Here is a 19,347-nt window from a genome sequence, read left to right as displayed (position 1 = left end):
TTTTTGCTGCGAGTGTTTTACGAGGGGCCCCGTTTCTGCGGGGCCTTTTTGTTTTCAGGGACGCTCCGCCTGAAGCCGGTCAGCATCGCGCCGATCAGGTTTTCGCGCGTCCAGACGCTCATCAAGAGCGCCGCCGCGATATGCACAGAGACGCAAAGTTCCAGCATGATTGACAGAATCGTATGCAGCTCCTGCGGCCAGTCTTCACCCCAGAAGGCGTCGAGGCGCATCAGCCAGCCACTCACGCCGAGCGCGAGAATCAGCAGCCACAGCGCGATCGCCATCAAGCCGCCGAGCGGATTATGCGAAAGGTGATGCATCGGCTTGCCGCGCGCGAGCGAGCGCACGTAGTCGATCAGATGCGCGGGCGTCGGCCACCACGCCGAGAAGCGCGCGTAGCGCGTGCCGACGAAGCCCCACACGATGCGCACCCCGACGAGCCCCGCTGCGATATAGCCAAGCACGCGATGCGTTGCATCGGTCGGGCCGAACAGATTCCACGCGACGATGCCCGCGACCGTCCAGTGCGTCAGCCGCACCCAGAGGTCCCAGGTTTTCACGCGGCCTTCGTGCATCGTCTTACGGCCTTCAGTCGATTCAATCGATTTCCGACTTCACGACGGCGAGCGTCTTGGTGTCGTAATAGATTTCCACCTTCTTGCCTTCCTTGTTGTGGCCGTAGATCTCGTAGCAGTTGCCATCGACCTTGAACTTCTTGATCTTGTAGCCCTGCGCTTCGAGCTGTGCGCGCGCATCTGCCTCCTTGATCCACTCGCTCTTCGGATGTGCCGTGCAATCGGCCTTTGCGAACGCCGCGCCCGAAAAACCAACCGCCACCAGCAATGCCACGAACTTGAACATCGGCCATCTCCTCGATATTTGTCGAGCGGACACTCTACTGCCGATGAGAATCGTTCGCAAGCGAATCGTAAGCTTAGGTCAGCCCTGCTTCCGGCCTTGCTCGCGAATCTGATCGAGCGTCGCGCCGGGCGTGCTCTGGTTCTGCGGAATCCTGATCTCGATCACGGCGGGCAAGCCCGATTCCACCGCTCGCTCGAACGCGGGCAGAAACTCGTCGGTCGTCGCGACAAGCTCGCCGTGCGCGCCGAACGCGCGCGCGAACGCGGCGAAGTCGGGATTCGTGAGCCCCGTGCCGTGCACGCGATTTGGGTAATGCCGCTCCTGATGCATGCGGATCGTCCCGTACTGCGCGTTGTTCACGACGACAAAAATCACCGGCAACGCATATTGCATGGCCGTCGCGAGTTCCTGGCTCGACATCATGAAACAGCCGTCGCCCGCGAACGCCACGACCGTGCGCTCCGGATGCAGCGATTTCGCCGCGATCGCCGCGGGCACGCCGTAGCCCATCGCCCCGCTCGTCGGGGCGACCTGCGAGCGGAAATGCCGGTACGAATAGTGCCGATGCAGCCAGGTCGCGTAGTTGCCCGCGCCGTTGGTGATGATCGAGTCGGGCGGCAGGCGCTCGCTCAACTGGCGCATGATTTCGCCGAGTTGCACGTCGCCGAGCATGGGTTTCGGCTTGCGCCATTCGACATACGCCTCGTGCGCGGTGGCAGCGGCGCCTGACCAGTTGATCGTCAGGGGCGGCACGAGCGCGGCGAGCGCCGACGCGATTTCCGGCATGCCCGAGACGATCGGCAGATCGGCGGAATAGACGCGGCCCAGCTCCTCCGCGCCCTGATGGACGTGGATCAGCGTCTGCTTCGTCTTCGGGATATCGAGGAGCGTGTAGCCGCCTGTGGTCGATTCGCCGAGGCGCGGGCCGATCACGAGGAGCAAATCGGCATCGCGGATGCGCGCGGCGAGCGCCGGATTGATCCCGAGGCCGACATCGCCCGCGTAGTTCGGATGCTCGTTGTTCAGCGTGTCCTGAAAGCGGAACGCGCAGCCGACCGGCAACTGCCATTGCTCGGCGAAACGCGCGAAATCCTGCGTCGCGGCTTCGGTCCAGCCACTTCCGCCCGCGATCACGAACGGCCGTTGCGCTTCGGCGAGCATCGTCCGGAGCCGTTCGATCTGCGCCGGCGCGGGCGCCGCCGCCACGCGCTGATAGCGCGGCGCGCCCGGCACGGCGTCGCAGGCTTCGCTCAGCATGTCCTCGGGCAGCGCGAGCACGACCGGGCCGGGCCGCCCCGAGGTCGCGACGTGAAATGCGTGGCTCATGTATTCCGGCACGCGGCGCGGATCGTCGATTTGCGCGACCCACTTCGCCATCTGCCCGAACATCCGCCGATAGTCGATTTCCTGGAACGCCTCGCGGTCCATGTGTTCGCGTGCGCACTGCCCGATCAGCAGGATCATCGGCGTCGAATCCTGGAAGGCGGTGTGTACGCCGATCGACGCGTGCGTCGCGCCCGGCCCGCGCGTGACGATCGCGACGCCCGGACGGCCCGTCAGCTTGCCGACCGCCTCGGCCATGTTGGCGGCGCCCGCCTCGTGACGGCAGACGATCGTGTGGATCTGGCTGGTTTCGTCGTGCAGCGAATCGAGGACGGCGAGAAAGCTCTCGCCGGGCACGCAAAAGACGCGCTCGACGCCGTGCGTGATCAGCGCATCGACAACGAGTCGCGCGCCGGTGGTTTGCGGGGAATCGGAAGAAACGACAGCGGACGCCATGCGGTGAAGTCTCCGTGAATGGTTCGCGCGGGGCGATTTTTAGGATGGGAGCTGACAGCTTACGCTGTCCGGGCGGTGCGGAGCCAGAGGCGGGCGTGTCAGCGGCGCCGCCTGAACCGGGCGATCGCCGGGGCGGCTTGAAAGGAGATGGGGACCGTGCGCCAGCCGAAACGTCTCGAACGCCGCCTGAAGCGAAACCGCCCGCAGCCGCCAAGGCAACCTGCTCAAGCGCCGCGGCCTCCGAACGCCGAGGCAACCTCCAACCCCATTCCAAACCGAACGCCCGTCCGCCCCTCGCCGGAAAGCCCCGCCGACCCCATCACCCGAATTACCCCTCTTTCTCGCCCCTTATCGCCAGATAGTCACCCGGTGAGATTCGGAATAATGGCTTCAATGGAAAACGGGCTGCGGCATCAGACGAGCGGCTCAAACGCAAAGATTGAAGTAATCAAACCTCATCGGGGGCAAGCTTGAACATTCGTAAATTCGTAGGCGCCACAAGCCGCGACGCGCTGCGTCAGGTCCGTGAAGCCCTTGGCCCCGATGCGGTCGTTCTGTCGAATCGCACGCTGGAAGACGGCACGGTGGAAATCGTCAGCGTCGCCGACAGCGATCTGGCGAGCATCTCGCCGTCGGCTGAAGAAAGCAGCGCGCCGCTGGCACCGCAAGCAAAAGCCATCGCCACGCCGATGAACCCCTACGCCAGCGGCGACGTCTTCTCGTCGGTGTTCGGCTCGAACCCGGAAGCGGACGACGACGAAGACTTCGCCGAAGCGCAGCGCGAACCCGCGCCGAAGCGTCGTGCGGCAGTCGAAGAAGCGCCGCGCACGATGGCCGAATCGAATCCGTGGCTGATCGAGCATGCGCGCCGAGTGGCTCAACAAGCCGCCGCGCCGGCTCCGGCTCCGGCCAACCGCATCCTGACGCCCGCCGCCGCCATCGCACGCGGCCTCGGTGCACCGGTCACGGTACAGCCGGTGGAAAGGACAGAACAAGCGCAAGCGCAACAGCAACCGCAGCAACCGAAGATCGACACACCCGACTGGGCACGCGAAGCCGCACAACTCGCCGCACGCCGCGCTGCGCAGAAAATCGCCCCCGCGCCGATGCCGCAACCCGCAGCGACGCCCGAAGGCGCCTTCGCCGGCCTGCCGGCCAGCGCGGCGGCCGCCGTCACGGAAGCGATCCGCGCCCGTATGGAGCAGGTCGTCAACGATACGGTGATGAACGAACTCTCGTCGATGCGCGGGATGATGGAAGAGCACTTCGCCGGCCTCCTGTGGGGCGACCGCCAGCGCCGCAGCCCGACCAACGCCGCGTTGACCAAGCGCCTCTTCGCCGCCGGTTTCTCGGCGCAACTGGTACGCATGGTCATCGACAACATGCCGGAGATGGAGCACGTCGAAGCCGCGCTGGAATGGGTTCAGCAAGTGCTCGAATCGAATCTCCCCGTGATGGATAGCGAAGAAGCACTGATGGAGCGCGGCGGCGTGTTCGCGCTGATGGGCCCGACGGGCGTCGGCAAGACGACGACCACCGCCAAGCTCGCCGCGCGCTGCGTGATGCGCTTCGGCGCGAGCAAGGTGGCGCTCCTCACGACCGACAGCTACCGGATCGGCGCGCACGAGCAACTGCGCATCTTCGGCAAGATCCTCGGCGTCTCGGTGCACGCGGTTAAAGACGGCGCCGACCTGCAACTCGCGCTTTCCGAACTGCGCAACAAACACATCGTCCTGATCGACACGATCGGCATGAGCCAGCGCGACCGCATGGTCTCCGACCAGATCGCGATGCTCTGCGGCGCCGGTCATCCGGTTCAGCGCCTGTTGCTGCTGAACGCGACGAGCCACGGCGACACGCTGAACGAAGTCGTGCAGGCGTACCAGAGCACGCCGGACCAGCCGCCGCTCGCGGGCTGCATCCTGACGAAGCTCGACGAAGCCACCAATCTCGGCGGCGTGCTCGACACCGTGATCCGCTACAAGCTGCCCGTGCATTACGTCTCGACGGGTCAGAAGGTGCCGGAAAACCTGTACGTCGCCACCAAGCGTTTCCTGATCAAGAGCGCGTTCTGCATTCCGCGCGACGGATCGCCGTTCGTGCCGCAGGACGAAGAAGTGCCGGCACTGCTCTCCGCGCTTTCCGCGCGTGCTTCCACCGAACTGCATGAGGTTCACTTTGGATAAGTTCGTGCTCGATCAGGCGGAAGGCCTGAGACGGCTCCTGACGCGCGCCGGTTCGCGCGTGGTCGCGGTGACGGGGGCGCCCGCCGGCATAGGGTGCACGTCGGCGGTAGCGAACCTCGGCGCGGCGCTGGCGATTCAGGGGAAGGACGTGCTCGTGATCGACGAGCGGCAGAACGGCGGCTCGATCAGCAGGATGCTCGGCCACGACGATACCGGCGCGCTCGCCTCGGTGATCTCCGGCAAGCGCTTTTTGCAGGACGCGGTGACGCGCACGTCGCTCGGGTTTTCGCTGCTCGCAGCACCCCGCGACGAACGCATCAGCCAGGACGCCGCCCATTGCCGCGCGCTGCTCGACGGCCCGGCGGACATCGTCCTGATCGATGCACAGCTCGATCGCAACGGCGCGCTGTCGTCGCTCGCGGCGCAGGCGAACGATTTCCTGATCGTCACGCGGGCGGCTGCCGCGGCGATCACCGAGGCTTACGCCTGCATCAAGCGCCTGCACTACGCGCACGCCATCGGACAGTTTCGCGTCCTGGTGAACCATGTGCAGAACGCAGCCGATGCCGCCGTCGCGTTCGACAACCTGTCGGGCGTCGCGAGCCGGTATCTCGCTGTGGCGCTCACGCAGGCGGGCTGCGTCGCGGAGGATGCGCGAGTCGGTCGGGCGCGGGAACTGGCGCGCTGTGCGGTGGAAGCGTTTCCGGCGACGGCAGCCTCGCGCGATTACCGGCAGATCGCCGCCGAATTGCTGCACTGGCCGATGCGGCCGGCGCAGGTTTCACGCGCGAATTCAAGAGAGCTGACGGACGGATCGGCAGCACTGCAAGCAATGACGGGCGCGACCGGCGGATCGACCGCCGCACGCCGCGCCGGGGCTCCGGCTGCTCATGAATTGAGCAGCTCGGCCTCGATGTGACATAGGAAAGGGGAACACGATGTACAACGCCCAAGGCAAGCTCTCGCAATCCGAAGTGCTCACGCGGTATGCGCCGCTCGTGCGCCGGCTCGGCCTTCAGCTCGTCGCCAAGATGCCGGCGAGCGTCGATCTCGACGACCTGATCCAGGCCGGCATGATCGGTCTGATGGACGCCGCGAACCGCTACAAGGAAGACCAGGGCGCGCAGTTCGAAACCTACGCGAGCCAGCGGATTCGCGGCGCGATGCTCGACGAGCTGCGTGCCAACGACTGGCTCCCGCGCAGCATGCGCAAGACGTCGCGCGAGGTGGAATCGGCGGTGCACAAGGTCGAGCAGAACCTCGGCCGGTCGGCGAGCGAGCAGGAAGTCGCCGACCACCTGAAGATGCCGCTCGACGAATACCAGACGATGCTGCAGGACCTGCACGGCAGCCAGCTCATCTATTACGAAGACTTCGACCGCTCCGCCGACGACGAGCCGTTCCTCGACCGCTATTGCGTCGACCGCTCGGACCCGCTCTCGGCGCTGCTCGACGGCAGCCTGCGATCGGCGCTGATCGAAGCCATCGACAAGCTGCCGGAACGCGAAAAGCTGCTGATGGGCCTCTATTACGAACGCGGCCTGAACCTGCGCGAAATCGGCGCGGTGATGGAAGTGAGCGAATCGCGGGTCTGCCAGCTGCACAGCCAGGCTGTCGCCCGGCTGCGCGCGAAGTTGCGCGAGCAATCGTGGTCGAGCGTGGAAGCTTGAGACAGCGCGTTTAGTCTGTTTCAGCCTGTTTCGAAGTCGCCGCCATCGGCGAAGACGGTTTGCCCCTGGCCGAGCGTCTTCGCGCGATACATCGCGCGGTCGGCGGCGCGCATGAGCGTCGCGACGTCGCGATGCTGCGCCCCGATGCCGCCGTAGATCATGCACGCGCCGACACTCGCCGACACGCGCACCGTGCGGTCCTCGACCGACGTCAGCGTGGCGAGCATCGCATGGATGCTGTCCGCGACGGCCAGCACGGCCGCGCGGTCCAGCACGTTACGCGCGAGCACGATGAATTCGTCGCCGCCCAGGCGCGCGACCGTGTCCGTCTTGCGCATGCGGCGCGTGAGAAGCGCGGCGAAGCCTTGCAGCAGGAGGTCGCCGGTCGCGTGGCCGTAGGTATCGTTCACTTCCTTGAAGCCGTCGAGATCGATCAGGAGCAGCGCGGACATGTCGGCTGCATCGGCGGAAATCGCCGACATCGCCCGGCCGACGGTCTGTTCCAGTGCGTAACGGTTCGACAGGCCGGTGAGCGGATCGGTCGATGCCTGGCGCGCGAGATCGCGGTTCGCGTTGCCGAGCCGGTCGACGAGCACGCTCAAATACACCGACGCCCCCAGCACCGACAGCGCCACTCCCAGCGCCGCCGGGCGATTCGCTTGCCACCACGGCTGCCAGCCTGCGAGCGCGGCGATCGCGATTAGCGCCGTCGCGCATGAGACGGCGAGCGTCGTCTTGCCGTAACGGCAGCCCGATCCGATCAGAAACCAGAACACGACCCACAGCAGCGGCAGGCCGAGCGCCCCGCCGATCGCGATCCCGACCGCGACGAGCGCCTGATCCGAGATGGTCGTGATCACGAGCCGCACGCGCGACGGGCCGGCCATCGTCCGCACGGCGATCAGGCTCGCGGCCCCGTAGGCGACGTACACGGCGACGAAGATCACCATTTCCGCCGAATCGTGCGTCGGATGAAACCACGCGTACGCAAGGTACGCGACGAGCACCATCGCACCCATCCAGACGCGCAAAGTCGCCTGCTCGTGCTCGGGATTCCGATGCGCCGACCATGCGAACGCATACCCCTGGCGCGCGGGTTCTTGCACCTGCTCCTTACTGGCTCCCCTTGGTCTGGGTCTTGGCCTTTTGTTTTGATGCCGATGGCTGCTCGATGGCTATTAAATGCGCTCATCGGACGAAGCGATATTCTGCATTTTTTTGAGACGCTACTGTGTTTGCTGTCTCGTGTGGAGCGGGACGGATTTGTTATCGGCCGGACGCTTGCGCTGTAAAGCTTTCGGGACGTAACGTGCGAGGTTCTTACAGGCTTTTCAGGCGTTCATGCGAAACGATTCCCAGCTTTTCAGCGAATGGCTCCCCGTCTGCAACAGCGCCGACGTGCTCGCCGATCACGCGTACGCATTCGTCGTCGCGGACGAGCGGCTCGTCGTGTGGCGCGATACGGCGGGCACGGCACATCTATGGCGCGACTACTGTCCGCACCGTGGCGCGCAACTGTCCCTCGGGACGGTCGCGGGCGACCAGATCACGTGTCCGTACCACGGATGGCGCTACGACATCGAAGGGCAGTGTCTCCACATTCCGTCGAATCCGTCGATCCGCCCGTCGAAGCGCGCTTGTACGAAGACCTATCTCGCGGAGGAGAAGTACGGCGTGGTGTGGGTATGTCTCGGCGAGCCGGCGTATGCGCTCGATTTCTTCCCCGAATACGCGACGGCCGGCGCGCGCACGATCAATCTCGCGCCGCAGGACGTGCGTTCGTCGGCCCCGCGCGTCGTTGAGAATTTTCTCGATATGGCGCACTTTCCGTTCGTGCACACGGGAATTCTCGGCGAGCACTCGTTCGCGGAGGTGCCGGATTACGAGGTATCGGAGACGAACGACGGGCTCGTCGCGCGGCAGTGCCGGTTCTGGCAGCCGGCGGGCTTGCCGGGGCAGGGCGGCGGGGCATTGATCGAGTATGCGTATCGGGTGAAGCGGCCGTTGATCGCGAGTCTCACCAAGATGGCGGCGGGTGGGCAGGGCGCGCTACATATCATGCTGGCCGCGTCGCCGGTGAGCGGGGAGCAGACGCGGGCGTGGCTCGTGTCGGTGCACGAGGATGAGACTGCGCACTCGGATCAGGAGCTTTACGACTTCAATATGGAGATATTGATGCAGGACACGCCGATCGTGGAGTCGCAATATCCGAAGTATTTGCCCCTGGATCCGGCGGCGGAGCTGCATCAGCGGTGCGATCGGATGTCGGTGGCTTATCGGAGGTGGCTGGCGGGGATGGGGTTTGGGTATGGGACTTCGCTGGGGGTTTGAGGCTTTAGTCTTGCGAGAGTTTGTTGCCGTTGAAGTCGATGGTGGTGAGGGCGGCTTGAAAGGCGTTGAACCCTCGATGAATCGTGAGTCTCGCTTTGGTGGGTTCGCATCACCGTCGTTTAGCACAAGACGCGAAACGGATAGAGATAACCGCTTAGACGGTAGTATCCAAGCTTATCGAGGCGACATTGCGTGTTGCTCGTCGTCGATACGCAGGCCGCTTTCTCTAAGCAATGCAAGTTGAGCGTCATAGGGCAGGTGCGGTTTCGTGTACGGCATCGGCATTTCTTCTCTACTTCTAGTATCCCTAAACGAGAAAACCCAACCGTGCAAACTTCGCAGAGGGCTGGGTCGCATTGATGCTTACTGTTTGAGCGTCGTCGAAACCCTCAATAAGGGAGCGAGCAGGGGGTGACGTTTTGATCCTATCGATGGTTTAACAGTCTACCTTTCACATGCAGGGGCGTCGTCCAACAGAAATGCCCGTCAATCACCTTGCGGGCGGATAGACAGGACAACAAGTCTCTGTAGATGATTGACGACGATTAAGGAAACCGACCGACCGATAACCGACGGATCATAAGGCTTAACTTTGGTGCGCCCGGCTGGGATCGAACCAGCAACCCCTGCCTTCGGAGGGCAGTACTCTATCCATTGAGCTACGGGCGCATTTGAAGCGAAGGCACCGCCAAACCAGCGTGAAAGAAGCCTGGAGCAGCGCCCATGCGAGTCCGAGAGGATACCTGTTTTCGCTCGATCCGTCCATCGGACGGGGCTGGACAGCCCTTTCCGACGCCCTCGAACAGCCCGCCGCGATGCGGGTAAACGCGCCTCACCCGCACTGGGCGGCGCGCGCCGTCCGTTAAGCGTTCCGTCTATAATCGTCCGTGCTGTACGGAAGTTGCCGTTGCTGTCACGCTGTCGCTGAACGACTCACACATAAAACGGGAGACGAGACAAGCATGAGTGAAGCACCCCACGGAGCCCTGATCAAAACGCCCGGCCAGCTCATCGCAGCGGTCATCGCCGGGTTTGCCGTCCCCATCGTCATCATCATTCTGCTCGCGGTGTACGTGAACAACACGACACGCACCGGCGCGGGCACCGACCTGTTCTCCGATGCATCCGTCGCGGCGCGCATCGCGCCCGTCGCACAAGTCGATATCCGCGATGCCAACGCGCCGCGCGTCTTCAAGACGGGCGAAGCCGTCTACAAGGCCGTCTGCTCGACCTGCCACGCGGCGGGCACGGCAGGCGCCCCGAAATTCGGCGATGCCGGCAGTTGGGCGCCACGCATCGCCGAGGGCTATGACGCGCTGCTGCACAACGCGCTGAACGGCAAGGGCGCGATGCCGGCGCGCGGCGGCACGAGTCCCGACGATTACAGCGACTTCGAGATCGGCCGGGCGATCGTCTATATGGCGAACGGCAGCGGCGGCAAGCTCGAAGAGCCCAAGCAACCTGCGCCGGGAGCGGCGGCGGCTACGGCGGCGGCTCCTGCAGCGCCCGCTTCGGGTGCGCAGGGCGATTCGCAAGCCGCGGCCGCCGTCGCCGCACTGGCTTCCGTACCGCAGACGGCCGCGGCACCGGAGGCGGGCGCGCAGAGCGCGGATGCATCCCAGGCGGGCAAAGCGCTCTACACGCAGGTGTGTCAGGCGTGCCACGCGGCGGGCGTGCTGAACGCGCCCAAGTTTGGCGACAAGGCCGCCTGGGCTGAGCGCCTGAAGGAACCGATGGACACCGTCTACGGCTACGCGCTGAAGGGCAAGGGCGCGATGCCGCCGAAGGGCGGATCGAATGCGTCCGACGCCGATGTGAAAGCCGCGGTCGACTATATGGTCAGCGCGGCGAAGTAGGCGGATCGGCGGCAAAAGCAAAGGCCCTGCGAATGCCAGCATTCGCAGGGCCTTTTCGCCTGAGACAGTGTCACCCTTTCTGCAACATCGCCTTCAGCATCGCCATCCGGTCTTTCGGCGTCATCGGCGCTTCGTCTTCGGTCGGCGGCGGCGCATCGTCGAGCAGCATCTCCGGGATGAACCGCGACGGTTCGCACACCACCGTCTCCCGCGCCCGCTTCCTCTTCTTGCACCAGTTCAGATGCAAACTGCGCTGCGCCCGCGTGATCGCGACATACATCAGCCGCCGCTCCTCCTCGATCCGCCCCTCGTCGACGGGACCATCGTCCGAGCCGCCCCGGTGCGGCATGATCCCTTCCTCGACGCCCACCAGAAACACGTGCGGATACTCCAGCCCCTTCGACGCATGCACCGTCGAGAGCCGCACCGCGTCGGGGTCTTCGTCCTTGCCTTCGAGCATCGACATCAGCGCGACCGTCTGGATCAGCCCGAGCAGGTTCTTGCCCTCGTCGCCGAAACCGTCGGCGTTGTCGTAGCCGGTCTGCTCGGCATCGCCCGTGCGCTCAGGCTTCGTGCCCTTGCGCTTCAGCCACTCGCAGAACTCCAGCACGTTCTGCCACTTCGACTGCGCCTGCCGCTCGTCGTGGGCATCGTAGAGATACGCCTCGTAATGGATCGCTTCCATCATGTCGTCGAGGACGGTCGTCGCCGGGTCGCGTGCGGCGCGGTCGGAGAGGCGCTGCATCCAGTCGCAGAATGTGCGCAGCGGCTCGACCTGCCGCGCCGACAGCCGCGCCTCGATGCCGCCCATGAACACCGCCTCGAACAGCGACACCTTCGCCGCGCCCGCAAACGATCCGAGCGCTTCGAGCGTCGTGTTGCCGACGCCTCGGCGCGGCGTCGTGATCGCGCGGATGAACGCGGGATCGTCGTTGGGGTTCGCGATTAGGCGCAGGTACGCGATGATGTCCTTGATCTCGGCCTTGTCGAAGAACGACTGGCCGCCCGAGAGCACGTACGGAATGCGCTCGCGCCGCAACACCTGCTCGAAGATGCGCGCCTGAAAATTCCCGCGATACAGGATGGCGTAGTCGCGAAACGCCGCGCGCCGCTCGAACTTGTGCGCCGAGAGACGGAACACGACCGATTCCGCCTCGTGTTCCTCATCGTTGCAGCCGGTGACGGTGATCGTGTCGCCCATGCCGTGCTCGGACCAGAGCTTCTTCTCGAAGAGCTTCGGATTGTTCGCGATCACGTTGTTCGCGGCGGTCAGAATTCGCACCGTCGAGCGGTAGTTCTGCTCCAGCTTCACGACGTGCAGCTTCGGGAAATCCTTGCCGAGCTGCGCGAGATTTTCCAGCGTGGCGCCGCGCCAGCCGTAGATGGCCTGATCGTCGTCGCCAACCGCCGTGAACGCCGCGCGCGGGCCGGCCAGCAACTTAAGCAGCTCGTACTGGCAGGCGTTCGTATCCTGATATTCATCGATGAGCAGATAGCGCAGGCGGTTCTGCCACTTGTCGCGCACTTGCTCGTTTTCCGCGAAAAGCTGCGCGGGGCGCAGGATCAGGTCGTCGAAATCGAGCGCCTGGTACGCGTGCAGCGTTGCGGCGTAGCTGCGGTAGACGATCGCCGCCTGATGCTCGTCCTCGGTCGCGGCCAGCACCGACGCCTGATCCGGCGACACCATCGCGTTCTTCCACAGCGAGATGATCGACTGGATCTTGCGGATCAGGCCCTTGTCGGTGGTGCCGAGCTGTTCCTGCACCATGCCGAAGCAATCGTCGGAATCCATGATCGAGAACTGCGGCTTCAGCCCGACGTGCGCCGCTTCTTGCCGCATGATCTGCACGCCAAGCGAGTGAAAGGTGCAGATCGTCAACTGGTTGACGGGCACCTTGCGGCCTTCCTTGCCGGGCGTGGTGAGCGTCTTGCCGTCGAGGAGCTTCGCTGTGCGCTCGCGCATTTCCAGCGCGGCCTTGTTCGTGAAGGTGAGCGCGGCGATGTGCTTCGGCTCGAAACCCTTGCGTTCGATCAAATGCGCGATCTTCTGCGTGATCACGCGCGTCTTGCCGCTGCCGGCCCCGGCGAGGACAAGACAGGGACCGTCGAGATAGCGCACCGCTTCGTTTTGCGCGGCGTTGAGACCTGCGGACATCGTGTGTGGACTTTGAGAGGCGTTGGGCGGAAGGCAACGGCGGCCGCCGGATGGACAGCGAAACTGGCGTTTCAAAAGCGCGCGCAATTTCGAGAAGCGCGATGTTAACACGGATAAATCGGGCGCTTGATGGGGCTCGATCGGGCTCGGAGGACTGCAGTTGCGTGTGCCATTGACTCTTTTTTGCGCGTCGTGGCCCGCAAAATGCCCCGTGTTTGCGTGGGAGCCGAGGGCGCACCAACCTCCGCTCTGGCATGCAAGCGGAGGCCATTGTTTCTCCGGTGCGCGCTGTGCCTCGGCCGCCCGGGCACGCCGGTAAAAACTGCGGTCGTCCACGCGCGCCGTGCCACAATATTGACATCGCTAAAACGAAGGATGCCCGCATGAATTCACTACTGAGAGTCGGCGTGATGGGCTACGGCCTGGCCGGCGCGACGTTTCACGCGCCCGTCATCGAGCACTGCGGCCGCGCGACGGTCGCGGCCATCGCGACGAGCCAAACGGAGCGGGCGCAGGCTGATTTCCCGAAGGCCGCGATCGTCCCCGATTTCGACGCACTGCTCGCGCTCGGCGACATCGAATGCATCGTGATCGCGACGCCCAACGACACGCACTTCGACCTCGCGCGCCGCGCGCTGGAAGCAGGCAAGCATGTAGTCGTCGACAAGCCGGTGACACTCTCCGCGCGCGATGCCCGCACGCTCGCCGACCTCGCCGCCTCGCGCGGTTTGCTTTTCGCGCCGTTCCACAATCGTCGCTGGGATGGTGATTTCATGACTTTGCGCGGGCTGATCGAAAGCGGGCGGCTCGGGCGGGTGACGCACTTCGAGTCACATTTCGACCGTTTTCGTCCGAAAGTGCCGCAGCGCTGGCGCGAGGAGAGCGCGCGCGGAGGCGGTTTGCTGTTCGATCTCGGGCCGCATCTGATCGATCAGGCGCTCGTGCTGTTCGGCACGCCGAAGACGGTTTTCGCGACGGTGCGCCAGCATCGCGACCACGCGCACGCGCCGGATTACGTGCATCTGCTGCTCGGCTACGGCGACAAGGAGGTCGTGCTCCACGCGACCGCTTTGGCGGCGCTCGAGCCGCCGCGCTTTTCGGTGCACGGCACGCGCGGCAGCTACGTGAAAACCGGCCTCGACACGCAAGAGGATCAACTAAAGGCCGGTCTGCGTCCGGGCGATACCGCCTTCGGCAAGAATCCGCCGGGTCTCCTGCGCGAAGTCGACGGCGATCACGATTTGCGCCACGAATTCGCCACGCGCGACGGCGCGTATGCCGACTACTACCGGTCGCTCGCGGCATCGATCCTCGATAAAAAGCCGTTCCCGGTATCGGCTGAAGACGCCGTCGACGTGATGACGATCATCGAACTCGCGATGCAAAGCGACGCCGAAGGGCGGCGCGTGGACTTCGCGCGGATCGGGTGAGCGGTGTCACTCAGCCGACTCCCAAATTGGTTTGACAACGCCAATTCGGTCGCGTAAATTCGGCCGCACGCGTCGGGAGAGCGCGTGGCCGCTGGTTTTCGCGTGCCGCGCCGCCGAAGGGGCACACCCACAAACTCTCAGGCAAAAGGACCGGCCGCGTCGAAGAAATTGCTCGTTTTGCGCCGTTTCTTCGCACTCTGGAGAGCGGCACGGCCTCGACTTGGTCAATAAGTCGGCCAGTGCCCACCGAAGGGGCGCGCGACGGATCGTTTTCAACGGTCCGCGCAATCTCTCAGGTACCGAGGACAGAGGGGTCATGCTTCGATCCGCCACGCGGTTTGAGCTTTGCATGCTGCATCGGCACACGCCGCCGCCGCCTGAAAAGCCGAAACCACGGGCGCAGTCGCTGCATGGCCTTTTTTGTTTTTGCGAACCGAGGCCCCGATGACCGAACTTCAACACACGCCTTTGCACGCCGCACACCTCGCGCTCAACGCCCGCATGGTGGACTTCGGCGGCTGGGACATGCCCGTCAACTACGGTTCGCAGATCGACGAACACAAGGCCGTGCGCACCGACGCCGGCATGTTCGACGTGTCGCACATGCGCGTCGTCGATTTCAACGGCGACGCCGCGCGCCACTTCTTCAAGCTCGCCATCGCGAACAACGTCGACAAGCTCACCACGCCCGGCAAGGCGCTCTACTCGTGCCTGCTCAACAGCAAGGGCGGCGTGATCGACGACCTCATCGTCTATTACTTCGCTGAGGACAACTTTCGCGTCGTCGTGAACGCGGGCACCGCCGAGAAGGACATCGCGTGGTTCGGCCAGTTGAACGCCGAAGCCGAATTCGGCCTCACGATCACGCCGCGCCGCGATCTGGCCATCGTCGCCGTGCAGGGCCCGAACGCACGCGAGAAAGTCTGGCAAGTGCTGCCCGAAACACGCGCCGCCACCGAATCCATCAAGCCGTTCAACGCCGTGCAGTTCCCGTCGACGCCGTTCGGCGAAGTCATGCTCGCGCGCACCGGCTACACCGGCGAGGACGGTTTCGAGATCGTCGTCCCGGCGGAGCACGTCGAGGCGTTCTGGAACGCGCTTAAGGACGCCGGCGTGAAGCCCGCCGGCCTCGGCGCGCGCGACACGCTGCGCCTGGAGGCCGGCATGAACCTGTACGGCCAGGACATGGACGAAACGGTCTCGCCGCTCGACGCGGGCCTCGCCTGGACCGTCGACATGAAATCGTCGCGCGACTTCATCGGGCGCACGGCGCTGGAAGCGGACGGCCAGAAGTCGAACTTCGTCGGATTGATCCTGCACAAGGAAAACGGCCGCGCCGGTGGCGTGCTTCGTGCTCACCAGAAAGTGGTCACGCCGGCGGGCGAGGGCGAGATCACGAGTGGCACGTTTTCTCCGTCGATGCAGGAATCGGTCGCGTTCGCGCGCGTGCCCGCGAGCGTGAATCCCGGCGACATCGTGCAGGTCGTGATCCGCGACAAGCAACTTCCCGCCAGCGTGGTAAAACTGCCCTTCGTGCGCAACGGAAAGGTGCTCGCGAGCCTGTAAACAGGCGTTTCGCACCTTTTCGCGCACGTCCCGATCCATCACGAAGAACCACGCACAGGAGCATCCAATGAGCATCCCGGCCGAACTGAAATACACCGAATCGCACGAATGGGTCCGCACCGAGGCCGACGGCACGCTCGCCATCGGCATCACCGATCACGCGCAGGAAGCGCTTGGCGACATCGTGTTCGTCGAACTGCCGGCAGCGGGCAAGACTGTCGCGGCGGGCGATGCGATCGCGGTCATCGAATCGGTGAAGGCTGCGTCCGACATTTATGCACCGGTGGCGGGCGAAATCGTCGCGGCCAACGACGGACTGACGGGCGCGCCCGATCAGATCAACGGCGCGCCGTACGAAAGCTGGCTCTTCAAGATCAAGCCCGCCGCCGACGCCAGCACCGACAAGCTGCTCGACGCCGCCGCCTACGGCAACTCGATCGGCGAATAACCTTTTAATCGACGGTGCGGTTTCTCCAGGCGGAAGCCGCCGAAACCGCACCCGCAGGAATTCACATGAAGCTCGAACACCCGGATCGTCTGATGAACCGCTCATCCCTGTCACTCGCCGCGCTCGAATGCCACGATGCATTTGCCGAGCGGCACATCGGCCCCGATTCGGCCGACCAGCGCGCGATGCTCGACGCGCTCGGCTTCGCCACGCGCGCGGCGTTCATCGACGCGGTGATCCCGGAATCGATCCGCCGCCATGAAACGCTGCCGCTCGGCGCGTTCACACAGCCGAAGAGCGAGGCGGAAGCGCTGGCGTCGCTCAGGAAGCTGGCGGACCAGAACCTGGTGTTCCGGACCTACATCGGTCAGGGCTATTACGGTACGCACACGCCGGCCGTGATCTTGCGCAACGTTCTGGAAAATCCGGCGTGGTACACGGCCTACACGCCGTATCAGCCTGAGATTTCGCAAGGGCGTCTCGAAGCGCTCCTGAACTTCCAGCAGATGATCATCGACTTGACCGGCCTCGCGATCTCGAACGCGTCGCTGCTCGACGAAGCCACCGCCGCCGCCGAAGCGATGACGCTCCTGCAACGCATCGGCAAGCCGAAGTCGAACGTGTTCTACGTCGCCGACGACGTGCTGCCGCAAACCATCGAAGTCGTGCGCACGCGGGCGAAGCCGGTCGGCGTCGAGGTGAAGGTTGGTCCGGCCGCCGATGCCGCCACGGCGAACGCGTTCGGCGTGCTGCTGCAATATCCGGGCGCAAATGGCGACGTGCGCGACTACCGCGCGCTCACCGAAGCGATCCACACGGCGGGCGGCCATGTCGTCGTCGCCGCCGATCTGCTCGCGCTCACGCTTCTCACGCCGCCTGGCGAATGGGGCGCGGACGTCGCGATCGGCAATACGCAGCGTTTCGGCGTGCCGGTCGGCTTCGGCGGCCCGCACGCGGCATACATGGCCGTGCGCGACGAATTCAAGCGCCAGATGCCGGGGCGCCTCGTCGGCGTGACCGTCGACGCGCAGGGCAAATCCGCGCTGCGTCTCGCGCTGCAAACGCGCGAACAGCACATTCGCCGCGAGAAGGCGACGTCGAACGTGTGTACCGCGCAGGCGCTGCTCGCGATCATGGCGAGCATGTACGCCGTCTACCACGGCCCGCACGGCCTGAAGACGATTGCTTTGCGTGTGAACCGCGTCGCGTCGATCTTCGCGGCCGGCGTGCAGAAGCTCGGCTACGCGCTCGCGAACGACACGTTCTTCGACACTGTCACGATCGAAAGCGGCCCGAACACGACGGCGCTGCATCAGGCGGCGTCGGGCTCGCACATCAACCTGCGTCACATCGATGCGAACCGCGTCGGCGTTTCGGTGGATGAAACGACCACGCGTGACGATCTCACGAAGCTCTTCGCGCTGTTCGCGGAAGTCGCGGGCAAGACGGAGACCTTCGACATCGACGCCCTCGATGCCGCACTCGCCGAATCGCTGCCGGCCGAACTGCATCGCACGAGCGAGTTCCTGACGCATCCGGTTTTCAACCGCCATCATTCCGAGCACGAGATGCTGCGCTACCTGCGCAGCTTGGCCGACAAGGACCTCGCGCTCGACCGCACGATGATCCCGCTCGGCTCCTGCACGATGAAGCTCAACGCCACTTCGGAAATGCTGCCGGTGACGTGGCCCGAGTTCGCGCAGATTCATCCGTTCGCGCCCGCCGAGCAGACCGTCGGCTACCGGACGATGATCGACCAGCTCGAACAGATGCTCGTCGCGTGCACGGGTTACGCCGCCGTTTCGCTGCAGCCGAACGCCGGTTCGCAAGGCGAGTACGCGGGCTTGCTGATCATCCACGCGTATCACGCGTCACGCGGCGAAGGGCATCGCAACGTCTGCCTGATTCCGGCGTCCGCGCACGGCACGAATCCGGCGTCGGCACAGATGGCGGGCATGCAGGTGGTCGTGGTCGCGTGCGACGCGAACGGCAACGTCGATATCGACGACCTGAAGGCGAAGGCCGAAAAGCATTCGACGAATCTCGCGGCGATCATGATCACGTATCCGTCGACGCACGGCGTGTTCGAGCGCAACGTCCGCGAAATCTGCGAGATCGTGCACGGCCACGGCGGCCAGGTGTACGTCGACGGCGCGAACATGAACGCGATGGTCGGTCTCACCGCGCCCGGCCAGTTCGGCGGCGACGTCTCGCACCTGAACCTGCACAAGACGTTCTGCATTCCGCATGGCGGCGGCGGACCGGGTGTCGGTCCGGTCGCGGTCGGCGCGCATCTCGCGAAGTTCCTGCCGAACCAGCATTCGACCGGCTACCAGCGCGACGAGAGCGGCATCGGCGCGGTGTCGGCAGCGCCTTACGGCTCGGCCGCGATCCTGCCGATCTCGTGGATGTATATCGCGATGATGGGCGCGAAGGGCCTCACCGCTGCGACCGAGACAGCGATTCTCGCGGCGAACTACGTCGCGAAGCGCCTCGCGCCGCACTATCCTGTGCTCTACAGCGGCGCGGGCGGGCTGGTCGCGCACGAGTGCATTCTCGACGTGCGCCAGATCAAGGAATCGAGCGGCATTTCGGTGGAAGACGTCGCCAAGCGCCTGATCGACTTCGGCTTCCACGCCCCGACGATGAGCTTCCCGGTGCCCGGCACGCTGATGGTCGAGCCGACGGAATCGGAATCGAAGGAAGAGCTCGACCGGTTCATCGACGCGATGATCGGGATTCGCGAGGAAATCCGCGCGGTGGAGGAAGGCCGCGCCGATCGCGAGGACAATCCGCTGAAGCACGCGCCGCATACGGCGGCCGTCGTGACCGCCGATGAATGGACGCACAAGTACTCGCGCGAGGAAGCGGCGTATCCGCTGAAGTCGCTGGTCGAGCGCAAGTACTGGCCGCCGGTCGGCCGCGCGGACAACGCCTACGGCGACCGCAACCTGATGTGCTCGTGTGTGCCGGTATCGGAATACGACGACTAAGCCTGTTTCAAGGAAGCCGCCCGGACCACCGGGCGATTTTGCTCCACACGACCAAACCCGGCTAACATCTCT

General features: G+C 64.8%; 14 protein-coding genes, 1 tRNA gene and 2 riboswitches. Of the genes, 9 read left to right on the top strand and 6 right to left on the bottom strand.

Translation table 11 applies throughout. The features are described from left to right. Nucleotides 1-17: 17 nt before the first annotated feature. From AWB67_RS20445 to AWB67_RS20435, 3 genes are all read right to left on the bottom strand, one after another. Nucleotides 18-575 carry a cytochrome b/b6 domain-containing protein gene (locus tag AWB67_RS20445; RefSeq protein WP_087658054.1) on the bottom strand — a complete coding sequence of 186 codons (558 nt, stop codon included), beginning with the start codon at nucleotides 573-575 and terminating at the stop codon, nucleotides 18-20. A 22-nt stretch (nucleotides 576-597) separates the two neighbouring features. Continuing rightward, on the bottom strand, nucleotides 598-861 hold the full coding sequence (locus AWB67_RS20440) for a PepSY domain-containing protein (RefSeq protein WP_087658053.1): 264 nt from the start codon (nucleotides 859-861) through the stop codon (nucleotides 598-600). A gap of 78 nt (nucleotides 862-939) precedes the next feature. Further along, nucleotides 940-2,640 (bottom strand): thiamine pyrophosphate-binding protein, encoded by a 1,701-nt coding sequence (locus AWB67_RS20435; RefSeq protein ID WP_087658052.1) that lies wholly within the window; start codon nucleotides 2,638-2,640, stop codon nucleotides 940-942. 470 nt (nucleotides 2,641-3,110) lie between these two features. Here AWB67_RS20435 and flhF point away from each other — a divergent pair, with 470 nt between their 5' ends. The 3 genes from flhF to AWB67_RS20420 are packed head-to-tail and all read left to right on the top strand — an operon-like array spanning nucleotide 3,111 to nucleotide 6,496. Continuing rightward, entirely contained in the window at nucleotides 3,111-4,826 is a 1,716-nt protein-coding gene (gene flhF / locus AWB67_RS20430) for a flagellar biosynthesis GTPase FlhF (RefSeq protein ID WP_087658051.1), read from the top strand. Next, nucleotides 4,819-5,745 carry a MinD/ParA family ATP-binding protein gene (locus AWB67_RS20425; RefSeq protein ID WP_125477627.1) on the top strand — a complete coding sequence of 309 codons (927 nt, stop codon included), beginning with the start codon at nucleotides 4,819-4,821 and terminating at the stop codon, nucleotides 5,743-5,745. Before flhF ends, AWB67_RS20425 begins: the two co-directional genes overlap by 8 nt. A 19-nt stretch (nucleotides 5,746-5,764) precedes the next feature. Further along, entirely contained in the window at nucleotides 5,765-6,496 is a 732-nt protein-coding gene (locus tag AWB67_RS20420) for an RNA polymerase sigma factor FliA (protein WP_087658050.1), read from the top strand. A gap of 20 nt (nucleotides 6,497-6,516) precedes the next feature. On the opposite strand, the gene AWB67_RS20415 is transcribed toward AWB67_RS20420, so the two are convergent. Then, the gene (locus tag AWB67_RS20415; RefSeq protein ID WP_087658049.1) at nucleotides 6,517-7,602 is read right to left on the bottom strand and encodes a GGDEF domain-containing protein; all 1,086 of its coding nucleotides are present in this window, start codon (nucleotides 7,600-7,602) and stop codon (nucleotides 6,517-6,519) included. A gap of 235 nt (nucleotides 7,603-7,837) precedes the next feature. Between AWB67_RS20415 and AWB67_RS20410 the strand changes: the two genes are divergently transcribed. Further along, nucleotides 7,838-8,827, top strand: a complete 990-nt coding sequence (locus AWB67_RS20410) for an aromatic ring-hydroxylating dioxygenase subunit alpha (RefSeq protein ID WP_087658048.1) — start codon at nucleotides 7,838-7,840, stop codon at nucleotides 8,825-8,827. Between the two features lie 593 nt (nucleotides 8,828-9,420). Here the strand turns inward: AWB67_RS20410 and AWB67_RS20405 are convergent. Then, nucleotides 9,421-9,496: transfer RNA gene (locus AWB67_RS20405), tRNA-Arg, on the bottom strand. Nucleotides 9,497-9,789: 293 nt separating this feature from the next. Here AWB67_RS20405 and AWB67_RS20400 point away from each other — a divergent pair. After that, nucleotides 9,790-10,683 (top strand): c-type cytochrome, encoded by an 894-nt coding sequence (locus tag AWB67_RS20400; protein ID WP_087658047.1) that lies wholly within the window; start codon nucleotides 9,790-9,792, stop codon nucleotides 10,681-10,683. A gap of 70 nt (nucleotides 10,684-10,753) precedes the next feature. Here the strand turns inward: AWB67_RS20400 and AWB67_RS20395 are convergent, their stop codons facing one another. Continuing rightward, the gene (locus AWB67_RS20395; protein WP_087658046.1) at nucleotides 10,754-12,838 is read right to left on the bottom strand and encodes a UvrD-helicase domain-containing protein; all 2,085 of its coding nucleotides are present in this window, start codon (nucleotides 12,836-12,838) and stop codon (nucleotides 10,754-10,756) included. Nucleotides 12,839-13,221: 383 nt separating this feature from the next. Here AWB67_RS20395 and AWB67_RS20390 point away from each other — a divergent pair, with 383 nt between their 5' ends. From AWB67_RS20390 to gcvP, 4 genes are all read left to right on the top strand, one after another. Continuing rightward, entirely contained in the window at nucleotides 13,222-14,268 is a 1,047-nt protein-coding gene (locus tag AWB67_RS20390; RefSeq protein WP_087658045.1) for an oxidoreductase, read from the top strand. A 63-nt stretch (nucleotides 14,269-14,331) separates the two neighbouring features. Continuing rightward, a riboswitch (glycine riboswitch) is annotated at nucleotides 14,332-14,432 on the top strand. Nucleotides 14,433-14,455: 23 nt separating this feature from the next. Further along, a riboswitch (glycine riboswitch) is annotated at nucleotides 14,456-14,587 on the top strand. Between the two features lie 125 nt (nucleotides 14,588-14,712). After that, on the top strand, nucleotides 14,713-15,834 hold the full coding sequence (gcvT, locus tag AWB67_RS20385; protein WP_087658044.1) for a glycine cleavage system aminomethyltransferase GcvT: 1,122 nt from the start codon (nucleotides 14,713-14,715) through the stop codon (nucleotides 15,832-15,834). A 67-nt stretch (nucleotides 15,835-15,901) separates the two neighbouring features. Continuing rightward, the gene (gene gcvH / locus AWB67_RS20380; protein WP_087658043.1) at nucleotides 15,902-16,282 is read left to right on the top strand and encodes a glycine cleavage system protein GcvH; all 381 of its coding nucleotides are present in this window, start codon (nucleotides 15,902-15,904) and stop codon (nucleotides 16,280-16,282) included. Between the two features lie 65 nt (nucleotides 16,283-16,347). Next, nucleotides 16,348-19,275 carry an aminomethyl-transferring glycine dehydrogenase gene (gcvP, locus tag AWB67_RS20375; protein WP_087658042.1) on the top strand — a complete coding sequence of 976 codons (2,928 nt, stop codon included), beginning with the start codon at nucleotides 16,348-16,350 and terminating at the stop codon, nucleotides 19,273-19,275. Nucleotides 19,276-19,347: the final 72 nt, after the last annotated feature.

It is taken from the genome of Caballeronia terrestris, from assembly GCF_001544515.1.
GTDB classification, from domain to species: Bacteria; Pseudomonadota; Gammaproteobacteria; order Burkholderiales; family Burkholderiaceae; genus Caballeronia; species Caballeronia terrestris.
This window is presented reverse-complemented; position numbering and strand designations above follow the sequence as displayed.